Origin of the sequence: Actinoplanes sp. NPDC051346 (assembly GCF_040682215.1) — a bacterium.
Classification (GTDB): Bacteria; Actinomycetota; Actinomycetes; order Mycobacteriales; family Micromonosporaceae; genus Actinoplanes.
Genome location: NZ_JBFBAJ010000001.1, coordinates 779272 through 797259 on the forward strand (window position 1 = coordinate 779272; position 17988 = coordinate 797259).

The following is a 17988-nucleotide window of genomic DNA, read 5'->3' on the forward strand; positions in this document are numbered from 1 at the left end:
GGCACGATAGGCGCTCCGCGACGGGGACGGGGGGTACCGCGTGTCGAGGTTGGACGCCGGGCGGGAGCGGGCGCCGGTTCGCAAGATAGTGGTACGCCGTCCACCACGACAGCGGGTCGTGCCCCGGCGCGACGCGGGTGCCCGGCAACGTCGCGGTGACCGGGCGCTGATCGGGCTGAGGCGCACCTTCGCCCGCCCCGACGTCGTCCGGACCTGGGGTGCCTCGCTGGCGCCCTGGCGGCTGGCCGCCGTCGGCGTGGTCATCGTCCTGGTGCTCGGATTCTCCTGGGTGCGGCTGTTCCACATGGGCCCGCCGTCGGTGGAGGACCTGCGCCGGGCGGCCGGCGTCGACGAGTGGCGCACGCTGCCCATCGGCGTCAAGGACGATCAGCCGGGAGTGGCCTACCGCGACCCGAGGGACGGCAGCTGGAGCGGGTTCGACGTCGACATCGCGTACATGATCGCCGAGGATCTGGGGTTCCGCCGCGACGACGTGCGCTTCTACGGCATCGAGAGCGAGGACCGGGCCCGCATGGAGGGCACCGACCGCAAGGGCAATCCGGTGCCGGTGAAGATGGTCATCGCGAGCTACAGCATCACACCCAAGCGCGAGGCCGAGCCCAACGTCATGTTCTCGGCGTCCTACCTGCACACCGAGCAGTCGGTGATCACCCTGCGCGGGCACGGCAAGGTCGCCAGCCTCGAGGAGTTCAAAGGCAAGGAGGTCTGCACTCTTTCCGCCTCCACCAGCGCGGTCACCGCCTCGTCGTCCGGCGCCACGCTGATCCGGCGCAACCGGGTGTCGGAGTGCTTCGCCGAGATGGAGAATGGTGCCGTCGGCGCGGTCAGCACCGATGCCGCCATCCTGGGCGGCTTCAAGGCGCGCGACCCCGACCGCTACGACCACTGGGATCTGGGCGACGACAAGACCGAGGCCTGGGGCATCAGCGTGGGCGACAACGAGGCGTTGCGGGACCTGGTCGACCTCAGCCTCTACCGCTCCTACGCCGACCCCAAGGACTCCCGCTGGGAGCGGGCCTTCCAAGCGAACATCGCGCCCGAGGTGGTTGCCAACATCGAGCCCGGCGGCACCGCCGTCCCGCTGGCCCGTGCCCAGCAGCCGCTCGCCCGCCGGCCCGAGGTGCGCGAGCTGCCCTGGGAGGAGGTCGTTCCGTGACCGCGGTGCGCACCCTGGCGCCGCGCCGCCGGCGCGCCCAGCTCAACTGGCTGTTCACCGCACTGCCCGCGTTTCCGCTGGTCCTGCTCGTGCTCCGGCTCTGGTACCTGAGCCGCCAGGACCTGCCCACGATGTTGCTGCTGGTGCAGTACATCAGCCCGCTGGGCATGATCAGCGCGCTCGTGATCACGCTGATCTGGACCGTGCCGGCGGTGGTGCTCGTGCTGCGGATGCTCGGCGGCATCCTGCTGGTCAGCACCCCGGACGAGGACGAGGCCACCCGCCGCTCGATGCTCGCGCTCACCGCGCAGCGCATGCCCGACTGGGTGGTGCTGCTCGCCGTGGCACTCGCCGGCTTCACCTGGCAGATGCGCATGCTGCCGACGTTGCTCATGCTCGTGGTGGCGATCCTCGGGCTGACGGCCGTGCAGCGTCACCCGGGCGAGCGCCGGATGCTGGTGGTGGTCACCCTGATCGTCCCGGTCGTGCTCGGGCTGGTCGAGCTGCTCTGGCTCCGGCCGGGCATCCGGGCGGCCCTGGCCGCGGGCGACACGAGTACGGCCGTTCTGCTCGTCGCGCCGCCGCTGCTCGGCTGGCTGTTGACCGGGCCGGTGCCGCCGCGCGCCGCCCGCCTCGCCACCCACTGGCCCGCGGTCGGCGCGGCGCTGGTCGCCCCGTTCGTGATCGGCCTGGTGTTCCTGCGGGCGCCCGTGCTGCCCAACAGCGCCGTCGAGGTCCGCGCCGGCACCGAACCGACGCAGGTGATCCGCGGCCAACTGATCACGGTCGATGACACCGCCACCACGATCCTGCGGCGCGGCGGCGAGGTCGTGTTCGTCCCCAACGATCACGTACGGTCCAAGACGCTCTGCCCCGAGCCGGTACGCACCCAGCACAGCCGGATCACCGTACGTGGATGGGCGGTGGACCAGTCGTCGCTGGAGTGGGTGGCACCCACCCGGTCGGTCTCCGACGTCGATCCCCGCTGCCTCGGCCGGCCGCTCGTTCCGTGATCGATTGCCTTTTTCCGCAGTTCGCGGACGGTTGTCCCGGCGCGCCGCCGACCGCGTGCAGACAGGGTGGACCCGACCTGGCAGGCTGCACGCCATGACCTTGCACCTGCGGTGGGCGGCCGTCACCGACAAAGGCCACGTGCGAAGCAGCAATCAGGACTGCTATTACGCCGGTGACCGGCTCCTGGTCGTCGCCGACGGCATGGGTGGGATGGCCGCCGGAGACGTCGCGAGTCGGATCGCCGTCGAGGCCATGGTGTCGCTCGACGTCGGCATCGACAACGAGCACCAGATGGACGCGCTGCACAAGGCGCTCGAGGTGGCGAACGGGCGCATCGCGGAGACTGTCGCGGGCGACGCCTCCCTGCAGGGGATGGGCACCACGCTGACCGCCGTGATCTTCTCCGGTGACCGCGCTGCGCTCGCCCACGTCGGCGACAGCCGGGCCTACCTGTTGCGCGACGGCCGGCTCAACCAGCTCACCAAGGACGACACCTACGTGCAGATGCTTGTCGACCAGGGCCTGATCCGGCCCGAGGAGGCGGGTAGCCACCCCCGGCGCGCGGTGGTCACCCAGGCCCTGCAGGGTGAGCCGGTCAGCCCGTCGTATGTCATCGTCGAGCCGGAGCCTGGCGACCGCTGGCTACTGTGCAGCGACGGCCTCACCACGGTCGTGCCCGCCGACCGGATCGAGGCCGAGCTGCTGGCCTGCGACGCGCCGCAGACCTGCGCCGAGCGGCTGCTCGACCTGGCCCTGCACGGCGGCGGCCCGGACAATATCACCGTGATTGTCGCTGATCTGACAGTCGGCGGCTGAGCGTCCCCGCCGGTCCACGGCGCACGCTTCTCGCAATCGGCCGCGGCTGCGGTACCTTACTCGCGGTCATGCGATGACCGGGTCGTTCCTCGAGGACGCTGCGGGTGGTGATGAGGGGTCGGCTGTCGACGCGGGTGCCCGTGACGCTGGCGCTCGTCGCCGCCGTCACGGCCGTCGGCATGTACGCCGTCCCCGCCGGCGCCGGCCAGCGGTTGTATGCCGACGCCTCCCAGTTCGCCGTCGGAGCGATCGCCGCCGCCGTCTGCTTCGCGGCGGCCCGCGACCACACCGGTGCGCGTGCCGGCTGGCGTGTGCTGCTCGGCATCGGCCTGCTCACCTGGACGCTGGTGCGGCTGGGATGGGCGTTCCGCGACATCCTCGAGCCGGACCGGGCGCCCACCGTCACCATCCTCGACGTCGGCCCGCTGTTGTTGCCCGCCCTCACCTTCGTGGCGCTGGTCGCCGGTTCCCTGGCGCTGCCCCGGCCGGTGCAGGCGTCGATGCGCCGCGACCGCACGGTGCTCGTCATCGACAGCGCGCTGATCGGCGGGTCGCTGCTGGCGCTGATCCGGTCGGCGGTGCCCGAGCGGTTCCTCGACCAGGCGGGCCAGGACCCGTGGGCTTCCGGATTCGCGGCGGCGTCCCCGGTGGCGGACCTGGTGCTGGTGGTGATGGGCCTGTTGCTGCTAGTAACCCGGCCGTCGTCCCGGGCCGGACGCGTGCCGTTGCGGCTGCTGGTGCTCGGCATGCTCGCCCTGGGCTGCTCGGACACGCTGCGGCTGCTGCACCTGGGCGACAAGGCGCTGACACCGCTCGAGTCCGCCGGATGGCTGCTCGGCCCCGCGCTACTGGCCCTCGCCGCGGTGAGCAACCGGGGAGTCGGCGACGAGGCCGTCGCCGAGCGCATCGACGGGGAGTGGCTGCACCTGCTGCTGCCGTACCTGCCCGTCGTGGCGACCGGGGTCTTCCTCGCGGTGCGCACCGGCAGCGGCGGGCAGCTGACGTCGTCGGAGGCGTACCTCGGCTGGCTCGTGCTGGGGCTGGTGGTGGCGCGGCAGATGTTCACCATTGTGGACAACACCGTGCTGCTGGCGCGGGTCTCGGAGGGCCGGCGGGAACTGCATCACCAGGCCTACCACGACCCGCTGACCGGGCTCGCCAACCGGGCGCTGTTCCGCGAACGGCTGGTGCTCGCCCTCGACGCGTACCGGTACAACCAGGTGCCGGTCGCCCTCATCTTCGCCGACCTCGACGACTTCAAGCTCATCAACGACGGCTTCGGTCACGCCGTGGGAGACAAGCTGCTGCGGCTCATCGCCGAGCGCCTCGCCGCCGCGGTGGGGCCGGGTGACCTGGTGGCCCGGCTCGGTGGCGACGAGTTCGCGGTCCTGCTGGAACGCCCGGGACACCAGGCCGAGGAGACCGGGCACCGGATCCTGACCGCGTTGCGGGAGCCGTACGTGATCGACGGGCACACCCTGGGCGTCAGCGCCAGCCTCGGCCTGGTCCTGCCGGAGCGCGCCGACGAGGAGCTGACCGCCGACGTCCTGCTGCGCCGGGCCGACGCGGCGATGTATGTCAGCAAGCGCCGCGGCAAGAACGCGATGGCCCGCTATGCGGCGGGCGCCGACGGCGGCCCCAACGCGGACCTGCCGGCGCTGCTGGCCCGTGCCGTCGGCGCGCCGGCCGAGTTCGGTTTCGAGGTGCACTACCAGCCGATCGTGCGCTTGAAGGACGGGGCGGTGGTGGCCGTCGAGGCGCTCGCCCGCTGGACGGATCCGATCGCCGGCCCGGTCGACCCCGAGGTGTTCGTGACGGTCGCCGAGCGCACCGGCCTGGTCGCGGCGATCGACGATTTCGTGCTGGACCGGGCCTGCGCCCAGGCGGCGGCGTTGGCCAGCGCCTACGGGCACCCGATCGACGTGCATGTGAACGTCTCGGCGGCCCGGCTGGGCCGGCACGGGTTGGAGGACGCGGTGCTGCGCGCGCTGAAGCAGCACGCCGTCCGTCCGTCCCGTTTGGTCGTGGAGATCACCGAGACCCGCCGCATCCCCGACCTGCCCCGCGCGGTGGAGGTGCTGCACCGCCTGCGGCAGTACGGCGTGCGGGTGGCCCTCGACGACTTCGGCAGCGGCTACAACGCGCTGGCGCAACTGCACTCGCTGCCGGTGGACATCGTCAAGCTCGACTCGAGTCTGACCGATGTGGACGTGAGCCCCGACCGGGCGGGCGCGCTGTGCCGGTCGGTGCTGCGGATCTGCGCCGAGTTGGGGGTGTCGGTGGTCGCTGAGGGCGTCGAGACGCCGGAGCGGGCACGGGCGCTGGCGGCGCTCGGTTGCGAGCTCGGCCAGGGTTACCTGTTCGGCCAGCCTGGCCCCGCCCACCGCCTGACCGCGACCATCCCGGCGCAGTCCGACCCCTCCACCGCACACCTAGCCTCCTAGGATGCCGTAGGGATGGTGCCTCAGGACCCGCGCCGGTTCGTGCGCCGGGTCGGCGCGGTGGTCGACGGATCCTCGGGCCACGGATGGCGGGGATAGCGGCCGCGCATCTCCGCGCGTACCCCCGGATAGGCGTTGACCCAGAAGGACGCGAGATCACTCGTGACGGCCAGCGGCCGGGCCGCGGGGGAGAGCAGGTGCAGCACCACCGGCACACCGGCCACCCTCGGGGTGTCCAGCCAGCCGAACGTCTCCTGCAGCTTCACCGCCAGCACCGGAGCGGCCGGATCCGAATAGTCGACGCGTACGGCCGACCCGCTCGGCACCGGCAGCCGCTCCGGCGCCACCTCGTCGAGCCGCCCGGCCACCGTCCACGGCAGCAACCGGCGCAGCGAACCGGCGACGTCGATCCGGGCGAGATCCGCGCGGCGCCGGGCCGATCCCAGGTCGAGCCACTCCGCCTCCGCCAGCGCCTCGTCGGACACGTCCGGCCACGGCTCACCGAGCGTCGCGTGCGCGAACGCCAACCTGGCCCGCAGCTCGGCCGCGCCTCGCGACCAGGTCAGCAGCCCCAACCCTTCGCGGCGCAGACCCTCCCGCAGGGCGGCGCTCACCAGCGCCGGATCTGGATCCTCGATCCGACGCTCGGCGAGTATGATCGCACCGAGCCGATCCACCCGCCGCGCGACGACGTCGCCGTCGATCCAGCCGATCTCCGTGGCCGTCGCGGTCAGCGTTTCCGCCGCGACGCGGGCCGTCGTCTCGTCGAGCGGGGCGGCGGTGCGGATGCGCGCGGTCCGTGCGCCCGGAGCCCGGTCCGCGTCGGCGACCGCCAGCCAGGTCGTGCCCGCCAGCGCGCTGCCGCCGTTCAGCTCCGCGGCGGTCCCGCCGGCCATGAGGTACGCGCGGGAGCCGGCTTCCCGGGCCCGCGCGACCCGCTCGGGGTAGGCGAGCCCGACGACCAGCCCCGCCGCGAGGTCGTCGGTGAGCCCGGTTCGCCCCCGCCGGTCCTGGGTAGGATCCGTGGGTTCCTGGCGGTCCAGGGCCGCGGTCAGACGGCGGACCTCGGCGATCCAGGCGCCGTCGCGCTCCGATCGGGCGCGGCGCCAGGCGGCAACGAGGTCGTCCGCGGTTCGGTCGGCGTCCAGCAGAGCCACGATCTCGGCCGCGCGCCGGGCACCCGCGAGCCGAGCCCCGTCCAGCAGCGCCCGGGCCAGGCGCGGATGCAGCCCGACGTCGGCCAGCAAGCGGCCGCGCGCGGTCACCCGGCCGTCCTCGCCGGTCGCGCCCAGCGTGCGCAGCGTTCCCATCGCCGCCCGCAACGCGCCCGGAGGCGGCGCGTCGGGCAGGGCCAGTCCGGCGCCGTCCGGATGCCCCCAGAGAGCCAGGTCGAGGGCGAAGCCGGTCAGGTCGGCGGCCGTGATCTCCGGCTCCGGTTGGGCGGGGAGGCGGTCGTGCTGCGCCTGCGACCAGCAGTGATACACCCGGCCCGGCGCCTCCCGTCCGGCTCGTCCGGCGCGCTGCGTGGCCGCCGCCCGCGACACCGGCACCGTCACCAGGGCGCCGAGGCCCCGGGCGTGGTCCATCCGGGGGACCCGGCTCAGCCCGGCATCCACCACCGCGCGTACGCCCGGGACCGTCAGGCTGCTCTCGGCGACGGCGGTGGCCAGCACCACCCGCCGTGACGTGCCCGGCCGCAGGGCGGCGTCCTGCGCGGCACCGGTCTGCCGGCCGTGCAGCTGCACGACTTCCGCGTCGACGCCCGGAAGGAGCCCGGAAACCGTCCCGATCTCCCTGGCGCCGGGCAGGAACACGAGGACATCGCCGTCGCCGTCGGCCAGAGCGTGGCGGACCGTCGCCGCTACGTGGGTGAGCAGGCGCTGATCGACGCGCAGGCCGTGCGGGGCGGCCAGCGGCTGCGGCGGCGGGCACCATCGCACGTCGACCGGGTGCAGCGCGGCCGCCGCGGTCACCACCGGAGCGCTTCCGTGGGGTTGCGGGTCCGCGCTGCCGCCTAGGAGCGTGGCGAAGCGGTCGGCCTCGGCGGTAGCGGAGGTGGCGAGCACGTGCAGGTCCGGGCGCAGGGCGGCGCGGACCTCGACGAGGAACGCGAGGGCCAGATCGGAGTCGAGATGCCGTTCGTGGCACTCGTCGAGCACCACCACCGCGGTGCCGGCCAGCTCGGGGTCGCGGTGCAGCCGCCGGACGAGGACCCCGGTGGTCACCACCTCGATCCGGGTGCGCGCGGACACGCGCCGGTCGCCCCTCACCGTGTAGCCGACCCGTCCGCCCACCTCCTCGCCGAGCAGAGCGGCCATCCGCCGGGCCGCCGCTCGCGCCGCGACCCGTCGTGGCTCGGCGACGACCACCCGCCCGCCGTCCGCCGTCGCCAGTGCGAGCGGCACGACCGTCGTCTTACCGGTGCCCGGGGGCGCCACGAGGACCGCCGTGCCGGCGTTCGCGAGCGCGGCGATCACATCGGGAAGGATCGCGCGGATGGGCAGATCCGGGAGGGCGTCGGCGGCGATCAGCACCGGACAAGTCTCGCCTACGCCGTCCGACGGCCGGGCAGCGTGGTAAATAGATCAGGTGAAGGCGTTCAATTCCTTACCCCCCGGCGAGCTGGAAGCCGACCTGCTCGCGGTCTGCGCCGTCCCGACCTGGGCGGCGGCGGTCGCGGCGGGTCGTCCGTACCCGTCTCGGGAAGCTCTGCTGTCCGCGGCAGACGCCGCAGCCGGCGCGCTGAGCTGGCCGGAGGTGCTGGCCGGGCTTTCCGCCCACCCGCGCATCGGGGAACGGGCCCGGGGCGACTCGAAGGAGGCCGCCTGGTCGCGCCGCGAGCAGGCGACCGCCGCGGCCGGCGGCGCGGCGGCGGAGCTGATCGAGGCCAACCGGGCCTACGAGGAGAAGTTCGGGCACGTCTTCCTCATCTTCGCCAGCGGGAAGACCCAGGAGGAGATTCTGGCGGCGGCCCGCGAACGCCTGGACAACGACGAGGAGACCGAGCGCCGCGTCGTGGCCGGGGAGCTTCGCAAGATCGCGACGCTGCGGCTGGAAAGGTTGATCGATGGGCTCGGATGAGCGGTTCGAGGCGCGGATCTCCACCCACATCCTGGACACGGTCACCGGCGAACCCGCCCGCGACGTCGACGTACGCCTGGAGCGCCAGGACGCCGGCGGCTGGAAGCCGGTCGCCGAGGGACGCACGGACGCCGACGGCCGGCTCAAGCCCCCGATGCCGGCGGACGACTGGCGTGCGGGCGGCTACCGGCTCGTGTTCCAGGTGGAGCCCTACCTGGGCGGCGAGGCGTTCTTTCCGGAGATCACGATCGCCTTCCACGTCCACGACCCACACCGGCACTACCACGTACCGCTGCTACTGAGCCGGTACGGCTACACCACCTATCGAGGGAGCTGACGCGTGGCGATCGTGCTGGGACCGAACCGATACGGCAAGGCGGAGACCCGGCTCGTGCACGTCACGCGCGACGGCGACACGCACGGCCTGGCGGATCTGAACGTCAGCGTCGCGCTCTCCGGCGACCTGTCGGCGACCCACCTGACCGGCGACAACTCCGGCGTTCTGCCGACCGACACGATGAAGAACACCGTGTACGCCTTCGCCCGCGAGCACGGCGTCGGCCAGCCCGAGGCGTTCGCGCTGCGGCTGGGCCGGCACTTCGTCGCCACCCAGCCGCAGATCCAGGCCGCACGGGTGAGCATCGAGTCGTACGGCTGGGAGCGGCTCGGCCCGCACTCCTTCCGGCGCAAGGGCGACTTCACGCGGCTCTGCGTGGTCACGGTGGGCGAGGACGCCACCCAGGTGGTGTCGGGGTTGAAGGACTTCGTGGTGCTGAACTCGACGGCCTCGGAATTCCACGGCTTTCCCCGCGACCGCTACACGACGCTGCCGGAGACGACAGACCGGATCCTGGCCACCGCCGTCGACGCCCGCTGGCGCCACGTCTCGGACACCACCGCGTGGGGCGAGTCGTTCGAGAAGGCTAAGGACGCGCTGGTCAACGCGTTCGTCAACACGTACAGCTACTCGCTGCAGCAGACGCTGTTCTCCATGGGCAGCCGGGTGCTGGACAGCCGTCCGGAGATCGCCGAGATCCGCCTCGCCCTGCCCAACCGGCACCACTACCTGGTGGATCTGTCCCCGTTCGACCTGGAGAACCCGGGAGAGGTCTTCATCGCCGGCGACCGCCCCTACGGCCTCATCGAAGGCACCGTCACCCGCGACGACGCACCGCCGGCGTCCGCCGACTGGTACCTGTGAGGCGCTGAAAGCCGTTTTTTGTCGCGGTGGCGTTGTCCACAGCCCGGGCACAGACCACGGCACATACCGATACGGTACGGGGAGTCAGCCGTGAAGGGAGTTCCCGCCCGTGACCGAGATCCTCTCCGCCGAGGCCGTGGCGTTCGTCGCCGACCTGAACCGGAGGTTCCGTCCCCGCCGTGACGAGCTGCTGGCCCGTCGCGCCCAGCGCAGGGCCGAGATCGCCGCCGGAGGGTCCTTGGGCTTCCTGCCCGAGACCGCCGAGATCCGCTCCGGCGACTGGACGGTGCCGTCCGCCCCCGCCGACCTCAGCGACCGGCGCGTCGAGATCACCGGGCCCACCGAGCGCAAGATGACGATCAACGCGCTCAACTCCGGTGCCAAGGTGTGGCTCGCCGACCTCGAGGACGCGAACACCCCCCACTGGGACAACGTCGTCGACGGGCAGCGCAACCTCTTCGACGCGATCCGCCGCACGATCCGGCTCGAGACCGACAAGAAGACGTACGAGCTCGGTGCGGGCCCCTACCCGACGATCGTCATGCGTCCCCGCGGCTGGCACCTCGACGAGCGCCACCTGCCGGTCGACGGCGAGCCGGCCGTCGGTGCTCTGGTCGACTTCGGGCTCTACTTCTTCCACAACGCCGCCGAGCTGATCGCGCGCGGCAGCGGGCCGTATTTCTACCTGCCCAAGATGGAGTCGCACCACGAGGCAGCCCTCTGGAACGACGTCTTCACCTATGCGCAGGAAACCCTCGGCATCCCGGTCGGCACCATCCGGGCCACCGTGCTCATCGAGACGATCCCGGCCGCGTTCGAGATGGACGAGATCCTGTGGGCGCTGCGCCCGCACATCTCCGGGCTCAACGCCGGCCGGTGGGACTACCTGTTCAGCATCATCAAGTATTTCCGGGACAACCCGGCCATGGTGCTGCCCGACCGGGCGGCCGTGACGATGACCGCGCCCTTCATGCGGGCGTACACGGAGTTGCTGGTCTCGACCTGTCACCGACGTGGCGCGTTCGCGATGGGCGGCATGGCCGCCTTCATCCCGAGCCGCCGCGACCCGGCGGTCAACGAGGTCGCGCTCGCCAAGGTGCGCGAGGACAAGGAGCGCGAGGCCGGGGACGGCTTCGACGGCTCCTGGGTCGCGCACCCCGACCTCGTGCCGGTGTGCCGGGAGATCTTCGACCGGGTGCTGGGCGACAAGCCCAACCAGCTCGACAAGCGCCGCGACGACGTGGACGTCGCCGCGCCGCAGCTGCTCGACGTGGCCGCCACCGGAGGGGCCGTCACCGAGGCGGGGCTGCGGTCCAACGTCTCCGTCGCCCTGCAATACCTGGAGGCCTGGCTGCGCGGGAACGGCGCCGTCGCCATCTTCAACCTGATGGAGGACGCCGCCACCGCCGAGATCTCGCGCTCCCAGGTGTGGCAGTGGATCCACAACGACGTCCGCCTGGAGGACGGCACTCCGATCACCGCGGAGCTCGTCGGCCGCATCGAGGACGAGGAGCTCGTGAAGATCCGCCAGGCCCTCGGCGACGAGGCCTGGACGGCGAGCCGCTTCGACGACGCCCGCAAGCTGTTCGAGCGGGTGGCGCTCGCCGACGACTTCGCCGACTTCCTCACGACCGCCGCATACGACTCCATCGACTGACGTGCGGCTCAGCGACGAGGACCACGCCGCGCTCGACGCCCGGCTCGCCGCCCACGACGCGTTTCTTCAAGCGCGTTACCCGGGCGAGCGGGCCGGGCGGCAGCCGGTGCACACGGTCTACATTCCCGCCGACCAGCTCGCCGGCTTCCGGGAATGGGGACCGCGGGCGCTGGCAGTGCTCGGCGAACACCCGCCGCTGCCGTTCCCCGCCGCCCTCGAGGAACGGGTCCGCGCCAAGCTCACCACCGAACCCATCGAGGACCTGCGCGTCGACTTCGAGGACGGATACGGCGTCCGCGACGACGACCAGGAGGACGCCGCGGTGAAACAGGCCGCGGCGGTCCTGCTCGACGGCCCGCGGCCGCCGTTCGTGGGAATCCGGATCAAGTCGCTGGAGGCACCGACGCGCCGCCGGGCGCTGCGCACGCTCGACCTGTGGCTCTCCCGCTATCCGGAGCCGTTCGTCGTCACCCTGCCCAAGGTCAGCGGCCCCGACCAGGTCTCCGCCATGGTCGCCCTCTGCGAAACCCTGGAAACGAGGTACGGGCTACCCCGCGACACGCTGACATTCGAGATCCAGATCGAGTTGCCGTCGGCGGTCCTCGGCGCGGACGGCACCGCCACCGTGGCCCACCTCATCACGGAATCCGCCGGCCGCTGCACCGGCCTGCACTACGGCACGTACGACTACAGCGCCGCCGCCGGAGTGGCGGCGGCCTACCAGGCCATGGACCACCCGGTCGCCGACTACGCCAAGGCGGTCATCCAGGCCGCCGCGGCCGGCACCGGAGTCCGACTCAGCGACGGCTCGACGAACATCCTGCCGGTCGGCTCCGACGTCGCCGTCCACGACGGCTGGGCGCTGCACTACCGCCTGGTGCGCCGCTCCCTCGAACGAGGCTTCTACCAGGGCTGGGACCTCCACCCCGCCCAACTCCCCACCCGCTTCGCGGCCACCTACGCCTTCTTCGCCGACGGCGTCGACGCCGCCACGACCCGCCTCCGCCGCTACGTGGCCCGCCAGTCAGGCGGCATCCTCGACGAACCCGCGACGGCCCGAGCACTCGCCGGCTACCTGCTCCGCGGCCTCGACTGCGGCGCCTTGGACCGCGCCACCCTGGAAACCGCGGGCTTCACCAGAACGGAACTCACCTCCCTGACCTGATCCCGTCTCCCTGGCCTGATCCCGCCTCCCTGGCCTGATCCCGCCCCTGCCGCGCCGCTCGCTTGGCCGGGCGAGGGGCCGTTCGGCCGGGCAAGGTCCTGCTTCCTCGAGCGAGATCGTGTTCCGCCGGGCGCAGATCCGGGCCGTCACCAGGTCGCCGGCGAGGCCCTGTTCCGCTCAGCGAGCCCCCTTCTGCAGGGCGACCCCCACTCCCGTTGGGCGACGTCTTGTTCCGCTGGGCGAGGTCTCGTTCTGTTTGGCGAGGTCCACTGCCGTTGGGCGACGTCCTGTTCCGCTGGGCGAAGCTCACTTCCACTGGCTGGGCCCGCTTGGGCGGGCGAGCCGTCCAAGTGCCGAGCCGGGTCAGCCGCCCGATGTGCCGCTGCTGACTCCGGAGCCGCTGGCGCGCCCCACGACGTTGGTCTTCACCGTGCCGTTGCCAACCGTGCCAGTGGCCGCCAGCCTGAATGAGCGCCGAGCCGCGCGGTCGCCGGCCGGGAAGTAGTCGCCGTCCTGCAACTGCGTGCCCGACGCCAGGTCGCGGCTGTAATACGGCGAGTGCCAGAGGAAGTACGTCGAGTCCCCGGTGTCGTCGTCGCAGTTCTCCTCCTCGACGACGTAGCCATCCTCGTCGGCGCAGTAGAACACCTCGTCGTGGCCGGAGCCGGCAGAGTTCCCGGGTTCGCCGCCGGTCGACGAGGAACCCGATCCGCTCGCGCTGGAGCTGCCCGTGGTGGAGCTGCCCGTGGTGGAGCCGCTCGCGCTGGAGCTGCCCGTGGTGGAGCCGCTCGCGCTGGAGCTGCCCGTGGTGGAGCCGCTCGCGCTGGAGCTGCCCGTGGTGGAGCTGCCCGTGGTGGAGCTCCCCGTGGTGGAGCCGCTTGAGCCGGAGCTGTATCCGCCCGAGCTGGAGCCGTCGGAGTCGTAGGTATAGCCCTCTGAGTCCGAGCTGTAGGTCGAGTCGTGGCTCTCCCAGTCGTCGTCCGAGGACGAGTCGCAGGCGGCCGTGCCCCCGGCGGCGAGCGCGAGAAACGCGGCGCTCAACGCCACTTTGCGGGAACTCATGCGTCGGGTCATGGCGTTCTTGTAGCTCCGTCCTCGTCAGCTGGCCAGGCCGGGGCGCTCGCCGAACCCCGTTTATATCGACAACGGGCAACCTCCTTCCGCGCCGGGGGTGCTGTGGTCGGGAACCCGACCCGCCGCGGGAAGCTGTGTGATCTTGCGATCGCTTCGCGTCACGGAGCCGCCGGAACTCGCGGGACCGATAGGCTCGGTCCATGGTCGATCTCGTGCTGCGGTCCCGCCGCGCCGTCACCCCCGACGGTGAACGCCCGGCCGCTGTCGTGGTCGGCGCGGGCCGCATCGTCGCTGTCGAGGCGTACGAGGCGGTCGTCGAAGCGGCCGAGGATGTTGATCTGGGCGAGCTTGCCCTGCTGCCGGGCCTGGTCGATACCCACGTGCACGTCAACGAGCCCGGCCGCACCGAGTGGGAGGGTTTCGCCACGGCCACCCGGGCCGCCGCCGCCGGCGGGGTCACCGCCATCGTCGACATGCCGTTGAACAGTCTTCCGCCGACGGTCACCGTCGACGCCCTGGCGGTGAAGAAGGACGCCGCGGCCGGTCGGATCCACGTGGATGTGGGCTTCTGGGGTGGGGCGATCCCCGGCAACGCCCCCGACCTGCCCGCCCTGCACGCCGCCGGGGTGTACGGCTTCAAGGCCTTCCTCGCCGACTCCGGCGTTCCCGAGTTTCCGCCGCTGAACCCGGGCCAACTCGCCGAGGCACTCGCCGCCGTGCCGGCCCAGTTCGTCGTCCACGCCGAGGACCCCGACCACCTGCATGCGGCCGTGCCGTCCTCCGCCTACGCGGACTTCCTCGCCTCTCGGCCACCGAGGGCCGAGCATGCCGCCGTCGCCACGGCGATCGAGGCGGCCCGTGCCGCCGGCGCCCGCGTACACATTCTGCATCTGTCGGCGGCCACCGCCCTGCCGCTGATCGCCGCGGCCCGGGCGGACGGATTGCGGGTCACCGCCGAGACCTGCCCGCATTACCTCACCCTCGAGGCGGCTGAGATCCCGGCCGGCGCCACCGAGTTCAAGTGCTGCCCGCCGATCCGCGATGCCGCCAACCAGGAGCAGCTGTGGTCGGCCCTCGCCGAGGGGCTCATCACCTGCGTCGTGAGCGACCACTCGCCCTGCACGCCCGATCTCAAGCGCCAAGATACCGGCGATTTCGCCGCCGCCTGGGGCGGTATCGCCTCGGTCCAGCTCGGGCTGCCGGTGATCTGGACGGCCGCCCGGGCCCGCGGGCACAGCCTCGCCGACGTAGTCGGCTGGATGGCACGCAGGCCCGCCGATCTCGTCGGCCTCACCGGCAAGGGCCGAATCGCCGTCGGCGCCGATGCCGACCTCGTCGCCTTCGACCCCGACGCCACCTTCGTGGTCGACCCCGCACGGCTGCACCACCGCAACCCTGTCACTCCGTACGCGGGAAAGACCCTGAGCGGTGTTGTCCGCACGACCTGGCTGCGCGGCCAGGCGGTGACGGGCGACGCCCCGCAGGGCCGTTTCCTCATCCGGGAGGTCTCCTGATGGAAGAGTTCACCCGCCTGCCCGACCTCGCGTCGCGCATTTTCGGTGGTGGGGTGGTGTATGCCAACGACGAGTTCTTCGCCGCCGCCGATCACCTGGTCGATCCGGCCACTCCGGTGTTCGCGCCCCAGACCTTCGGGCACAAGGGCCAGGTGTACGACGGGTGGGAGACCCGCCGGCGTCGCGAGCCGGGCCACGACACGGCGATCGTGCGCCTGGGTGCCCCCGGTGTGATCCACGGCGTGGACATCGACACCGCGTTCTTCACCGGCAACTACCCGCCGTACGCATCGGTGGACGGTTGTGCGCTCGATGGCTATCCGGACGCGGCGCAGTTGGCCGAGGCGTCGTGGGTGCCGCTGGTTCCCCGCTCGTCGCTGGCCGGAGACAGCCAGAATCTGTTCGCCGTTGACTCGCGGCAGCGGTTCACCCACGTCCGCCTCACCATCTACCCGGACGGCGGGGTCGCTCGCCTGCGCGTGCACGGCGACGTGGTGCCGGATCCCCGCCTGTTGCCCACGGTCTTCGACGTCGCCGCCGCCGAGCATGGCGCCCGCATCGCCAGCTGCAGCAACATGTTCTACGGACATCCGCAGAACCTCATCAATCCGGGAATCGCGCGGTCGATGGGCGACGGCTGGGAGACGTCCCGGCGCCGCGACGACGGCAACGACTGGGTCTTGGTGCAGCTCGCCGCGCCGGCCGTCGTCGAGCTCGCCGAGCTGGACACCAGCCACTTCAAGGGCAACGCGCCGGGCAGCGCGACCCTGCGGGGGATCGACGCGCGGACGGGCCTGCTCGACGATCCGGACGACTGGTTCGAGCTGCTGCCGCAGCTCCGGCTGAGCCCCGACACCCGGCACCGCTTCACGACCTCGGTGGTGCCGGTAGCCACCCACGTCCGGCTCGACATCTTCCCGGACGGCGGCATGGCCCGGCTGCGCCTGTTCGGGCGTCCCGACGGCGCCGTGCTGCGCGCCCGCTACGAAGCGACCACCTGACCGGGTCTCCGGCCATGCGGCCGGAGATTCGCGGCCCGGGCCGTGTAGAGGACTGCTGCTGGGCGGCGGTTTCCCGCTCCTTGCCGGCCTGGCGACGACGCCTGTGCACCTGGGCGAACCCACGGTCGTCGCCGGTCGGGGCCTCACCCACCTCACGTATGCGGTGCAGGCGACTTTCCACTGAGGATGGTTGCTGATGTCGGTCACCCGAACTGTTTATCGCATCCGCCGGCGGTGGCCCGCGGTTATCCACAGACCCGGTCAAGGCCGTCGCCGTTGTCCACAAGGGTCCGACACGTTGGTGGCCCCACACGCTACGGTCTCTCGCGTGGGCCGGACTGTGACTCTCGTACTCGTCAATGCCGTCGGCGGCGTGCTCGGTGCCCTGCCGCCCTTCGAGGTTGCCCTGCCGTGGTGGCAGGAGATCGCTGACGTGGTGGAGGCGGCCAGGGTGCGCCACGGCTTACGGGTCACGGTGCTGCGTCTCCTCGCGGCCGGAGAGCCCGCGCCGCCGGGCGGACCGGTCACCTATCTCGCACAGGTCTGTGAGCCGGTAGAGGTGCCGTTGAAGCCCTACGAGCTCGGCTCGCAGCCGTCACCGCTGCGCGCGCCGTGGGCCGTCCCCGGCGGTCCGGACGCTTCACTGCGTTGGGCATTCGGGCAGCTCGGCCGCGACGACATCGTGGCGTCCCAGCAGCGTACGTGGAATCTGTCGGGCATCTGGCGTCTCGACGCCGACGGCGAGCCGGTGGCCTGGTTGAAAGAGGTGCCGACGTTTTTCGCACACGAGGCGCCGGTGCTGAGGCTGGTCGCGGAGACGGCGCCGGGGCTGGTGCCCGTGCTGCTCGCGGCCGACGACGCAGGTCGCACGCTGCTCGCCCACGTGCCCGGGGAGGATCGGTATGGCGCGGGCGCGTCCTTCTGCGCGGAGGTGGCGCGTGACTTTCACCCCGTGCAGGTCCGTTTCGCCACTCGCGTCCGAGAGCTGCTCGCAGCGGGCGTGCCCGACGGGCGGCCGTGCCTCGACCGGCTGGCGCGGGTGGCGGCGCCATGGCGGGACACCGTCGAGGGCCTGGATGAGCTGATGGAGGAGTTGCCGGCCCGGCTCGCCGCCGTCGACGCGTGCGGCCTGCCCGACACGCTCGTCCACGGCGACCTGCACCCGGGAAACGTCCGCGAGTCGACGGCGGGGCGGGTCATCCTCGACTGGGGTGACGCGACCGTGGCCAACCCGGCGTACGACATCCTGAGACTGGCCGAAGATCTGCCGGAACAGCGGGCCGCGGCGTTGATCGGCGAGTGGGCGGGGTGGTGGCGCGAGGCCGTACCGGACTGCGATCCGGAGACCGCGGCGGCGCTGATCCGCCCGGTGGCGCAGTTGCGGGCGGCGGCGGCCTATCAGGACTTCTTGGACCGGATCGAGGAGAGTGAACGGCCCTACCACGAGGCAGACGTCCCGCAACGGCTGACCGCGGCCGTGGCCGCCGCCAGCGTCCCATGACGCCCGCGTTGCGGCGATGCGCGCCGTGGAAGCAAGGCGTGACCTGCTGTGGCTGAAGGCAGGTGATCCGGTATGGCGCGAGCCAGTGATCCGTTTTCAGCCGGACGGATTGCCCGTCGGAGTGGGGGTGATGATCTCGGAGTGGATGCGTCCCGTTCGGCGTGCGGCCAGGGGTGGTGGGTCTCGGAGTGGACGCCGCCACGCTCGGCATGTCGGCTGAGGGTGGTGGTCCCCGGGAGGGGACGCCCTCTCGCTCGGCATGCTGGCCGGTATGTCGGCGCAGGACGTTCGCGCGGTGGTCTTGGCGTTGTGGGGACGGATGGGTGGTTCCAGAGCGGCGGTAGGG

Annotated in this window: 14 protein-coding genes; 12 read left to right on the forward strand and 2 right to left on the reverse strand. The window is 72.1% G+C overall.

Going from position 1 to position 17988, the window contains the following annotated elements; genetic code table 11:
- The first annotated feature begins 40 nt into the window (after nt 1–40).
- From AB0M36_RS03465 to AB0M36_RS03480, 4 genes are all read left to right on the forward strand, one after another.
- Complete coding sequence (locus tag AB0M36_RS03465; protein WP_364151631.1) at nt 41–1177, forward strand: transporter substrate-binding domain-containing protein; 1137 nt, start codon at nt 41–43, stop codon at nt 1175–1177.
- Nucleotides 1174–2190: a hypothetical protein gene (locus AB0M36_RS03470; RefSeq protein ID WP_364151634.1), complete on the forward strand. Its 1017-nt coding sequence runs from the start codon at nt 1174–1176 to the stop codon at nt 2188–2190. The genes AB0M36_RS03465 and AB0M36_RS03470 overlap by 4 nt, the downstream gene beginning before the upstream one ends.
- 94 nt (nt 2191–2284) lie before the next feature.
- Nucleotides 2285–3007 (forward strand): PP2C family serine/threonine-protein phosphatase, encoded by a 723-nt coding sequence (locus tag AB0M36_RS03475; RefSeq protein ID WP_364151637.1) that lies wholly within the window; start codon nt 2285–2287, stop codon nt 3005–3007.
- A gap of 110 nt (nt 3008–3117) precedes the next feature.
- Nucleotides 3118–5451 carry an EAL domain-containing protein gene (locus tag AB0M36_RS03480; RefSeq protein ID WP_364152255.1) on the forward strand — a complete coding sequence of 778 codons (2334 nt, stop codon included), beginning with the start codon at nt 3118–3120 and terminating at the stop codon, nt 5449–5451.
- Nucleotides 5452–5471: 20 nt separating this feature from the next.
- Here AB0M36_RS03480 and hrpB read toward each other — a convergent pair whose 3' ends face one another.
- Nucleotides 5472–7976 (reverse strand): ATP-dependent helicase HrpB, encoded by a 2505-nt coding sequence (hrpB, locus tag AB0M36_RS03485; protein WP_364152258.1) that lies wholly within the window; start codon nt 7974–7976, stop codon nt 5472–5474.
- A gap of 61 nt (nt 7977–8037) precedes the next feature.
- Here hrpB and uraD point away from each other — a divergent pair, with 61 nt between their 5' ends.
- The 5 genes from uraD (at nt 8038) to AB0M36_RS03510 (ending at nt 12552) form a co-directional block, all read left to right on the forward strand.
- On the forward strand, nt 8038–8529 hold the full coding sequence (gene uraD / locus AB0M36_RS03490) for a 2-oxo-4-hydroxy-4-carboxy-5-ureidoimidazoline decarboxylase (RefSeq protein WP_364151640.1): 492 nt from the start codon (nt 8038–8040) through the stop codon (nt 8527–8529).
- Nucleotides 8516–8866: a hydroxyisourate hydrolase gene (uraH, locus tag AB0M36_RS03495; RefSeq protein WP_364151642.1), complete on the forward strand. Its 351-nt coding sequence runs from the start codon at nt 8516–8518 to the stop codon at nt 8864–8866. Before uraD ends, uraH begins: the two co-directional genes overlap by 14 nt.
- Nucleotides 8867–8869: 3 nt before the next feature.
- Nucleotides 8870–9730, forward strand: coding sequence for a factor-independent urate hydroxylase (gene pucL, locus AB0M36_RS03500; protein ID WP_364151644.1), 861 nt, complete (start codon nt 8870–8872; stop codon nt 9728–9730).
- A gap of 109 nt (nt 9731–9839) precedes the next feature.
- A complete protein-coding gene (gene aceB, locus AB0M36_RS03505) occupies nt 9840–11387 on the forward strand; it encodes a malate synthase A (protein ID WP_364151646.1) in 1548 nt (515 codons plus the stop codon).
- A 1-nt stretch (nt 11388) separates the two neighbouring features.
- Nucleotides 11389–12552, forward strand: coding sequence for an aldolase/citrate lyase family protein (locus tag AB0M36_RS03510; RefSeq protein ID WP_364151649.1), 1164 nt, complete (start codon nt 11389–11391; stop codon nt 12550–12552).
- Between the two features lie 363 nt (nt 12553–12915).
- Here the strand turns inward: AB0M36_RS03510 and AB0M36_RS03515 are convergent, their stop codons facing one another.
- Nucleotides 12916–13614 carry a hypothetical protein gene (locus AB0M36_RS03515; protein ID WP_364151652.1) on the reverse strand — a complete coding sequence of 233 codons (699 nt, stop codon included), beginning with the start codon at nt 13612–13614 and terminating at the stop codon, nt 12916–12918.
- A 212-nt stretch (nt 13615–13826) separates the two neighbouring features.
- Here AB0M36_RS03515 and allB point away from each other — a divergent pair, with 212 nt between their 5' ends.
- The 3 genes from allB to AB0M36_RS03530 all read left to right on the forward strand — a co-directional run bounded on the left by allB (nt 13827) and on the right by AB0M36_RS03530 (nt 17642).
- A complete protein-coding gene (gene allB, locus AB0M36_RS03520) occupies nt 13827–15140 on the forward strand; it encodes an allantoinase AllB (RefSeq protein WP_364151654.1) in 1314 nt (437 codons plus the stop codon).
- A complete protein-coding gene (gene alc / locus AB0M36_RS03525; RefSeq protein ID WP_364151657.1) occupies nt 15140–16141 on the forward strand; it encodes an allantoicase in 1002 nt (333 codons plus the stop codon). Before allB ends, alc begins: the two co-directional genes overlap by 1 nt.
- Before the next feature lie 328 nt (nt 16142–16469).
- Nucleotides 16470–17642, forward strand: coding sequence for an aminoglycoside phosphotransferase family protein (locus tag AB0M36_RS03530; protein ID WP_364151660.1), 1173 nt, complete (start codon nt 16470–16472; stop codon nt 17640–17642).
- Nucleotides 17643–17988: the final 346 nt, after the last annotated feature.

Bases quoted from the DNA above. Each gene is read 5' to 3' on its own strand.
- AB0M36_RS03475 (WP_364151637.1), top strand. From the start codon at position 2,285: ATGACCTTGCACCTGCGGTGGGCGGCCGTCACCGACAAAGGCCACGTG.
- AB0M36_RS03480 (WP_364152255.1), top strand. From the start codon at position 3,118: ATGAGGGGTCGGCTGTCGACGCGGGTGCCCGTGACGCTGGCGCTCGTC.
- uraH (WP_364151642.1), top strand. From the start codon at position 8,516: ATGGGCTCGGATGAGCGGTTCGAGGCGCGGATCTCCACCCACATCCTG.
- AB0M36_RS03515 (WP_364151652.1), bottom strand. From the start codon at position 13,614: ATGAGTTCCCGCAAAGTGGCGTTGAGCGCCGCGTTTCTCGCGCTCGCC.
- allB (WP_364151654.1), top strand. From the start codon at position 13,827: ATGGTCGATCTCGTGCTGCGGTCCCGCCGCGCCGTCACCCCCGACGGT.
- alc (WP_364151657.1), top strand. From the start codon at position 15,140: ATGGAAGAGTTCACCCGCCTGCCCGACCTCGCGTCGCGCATTTTCGGT.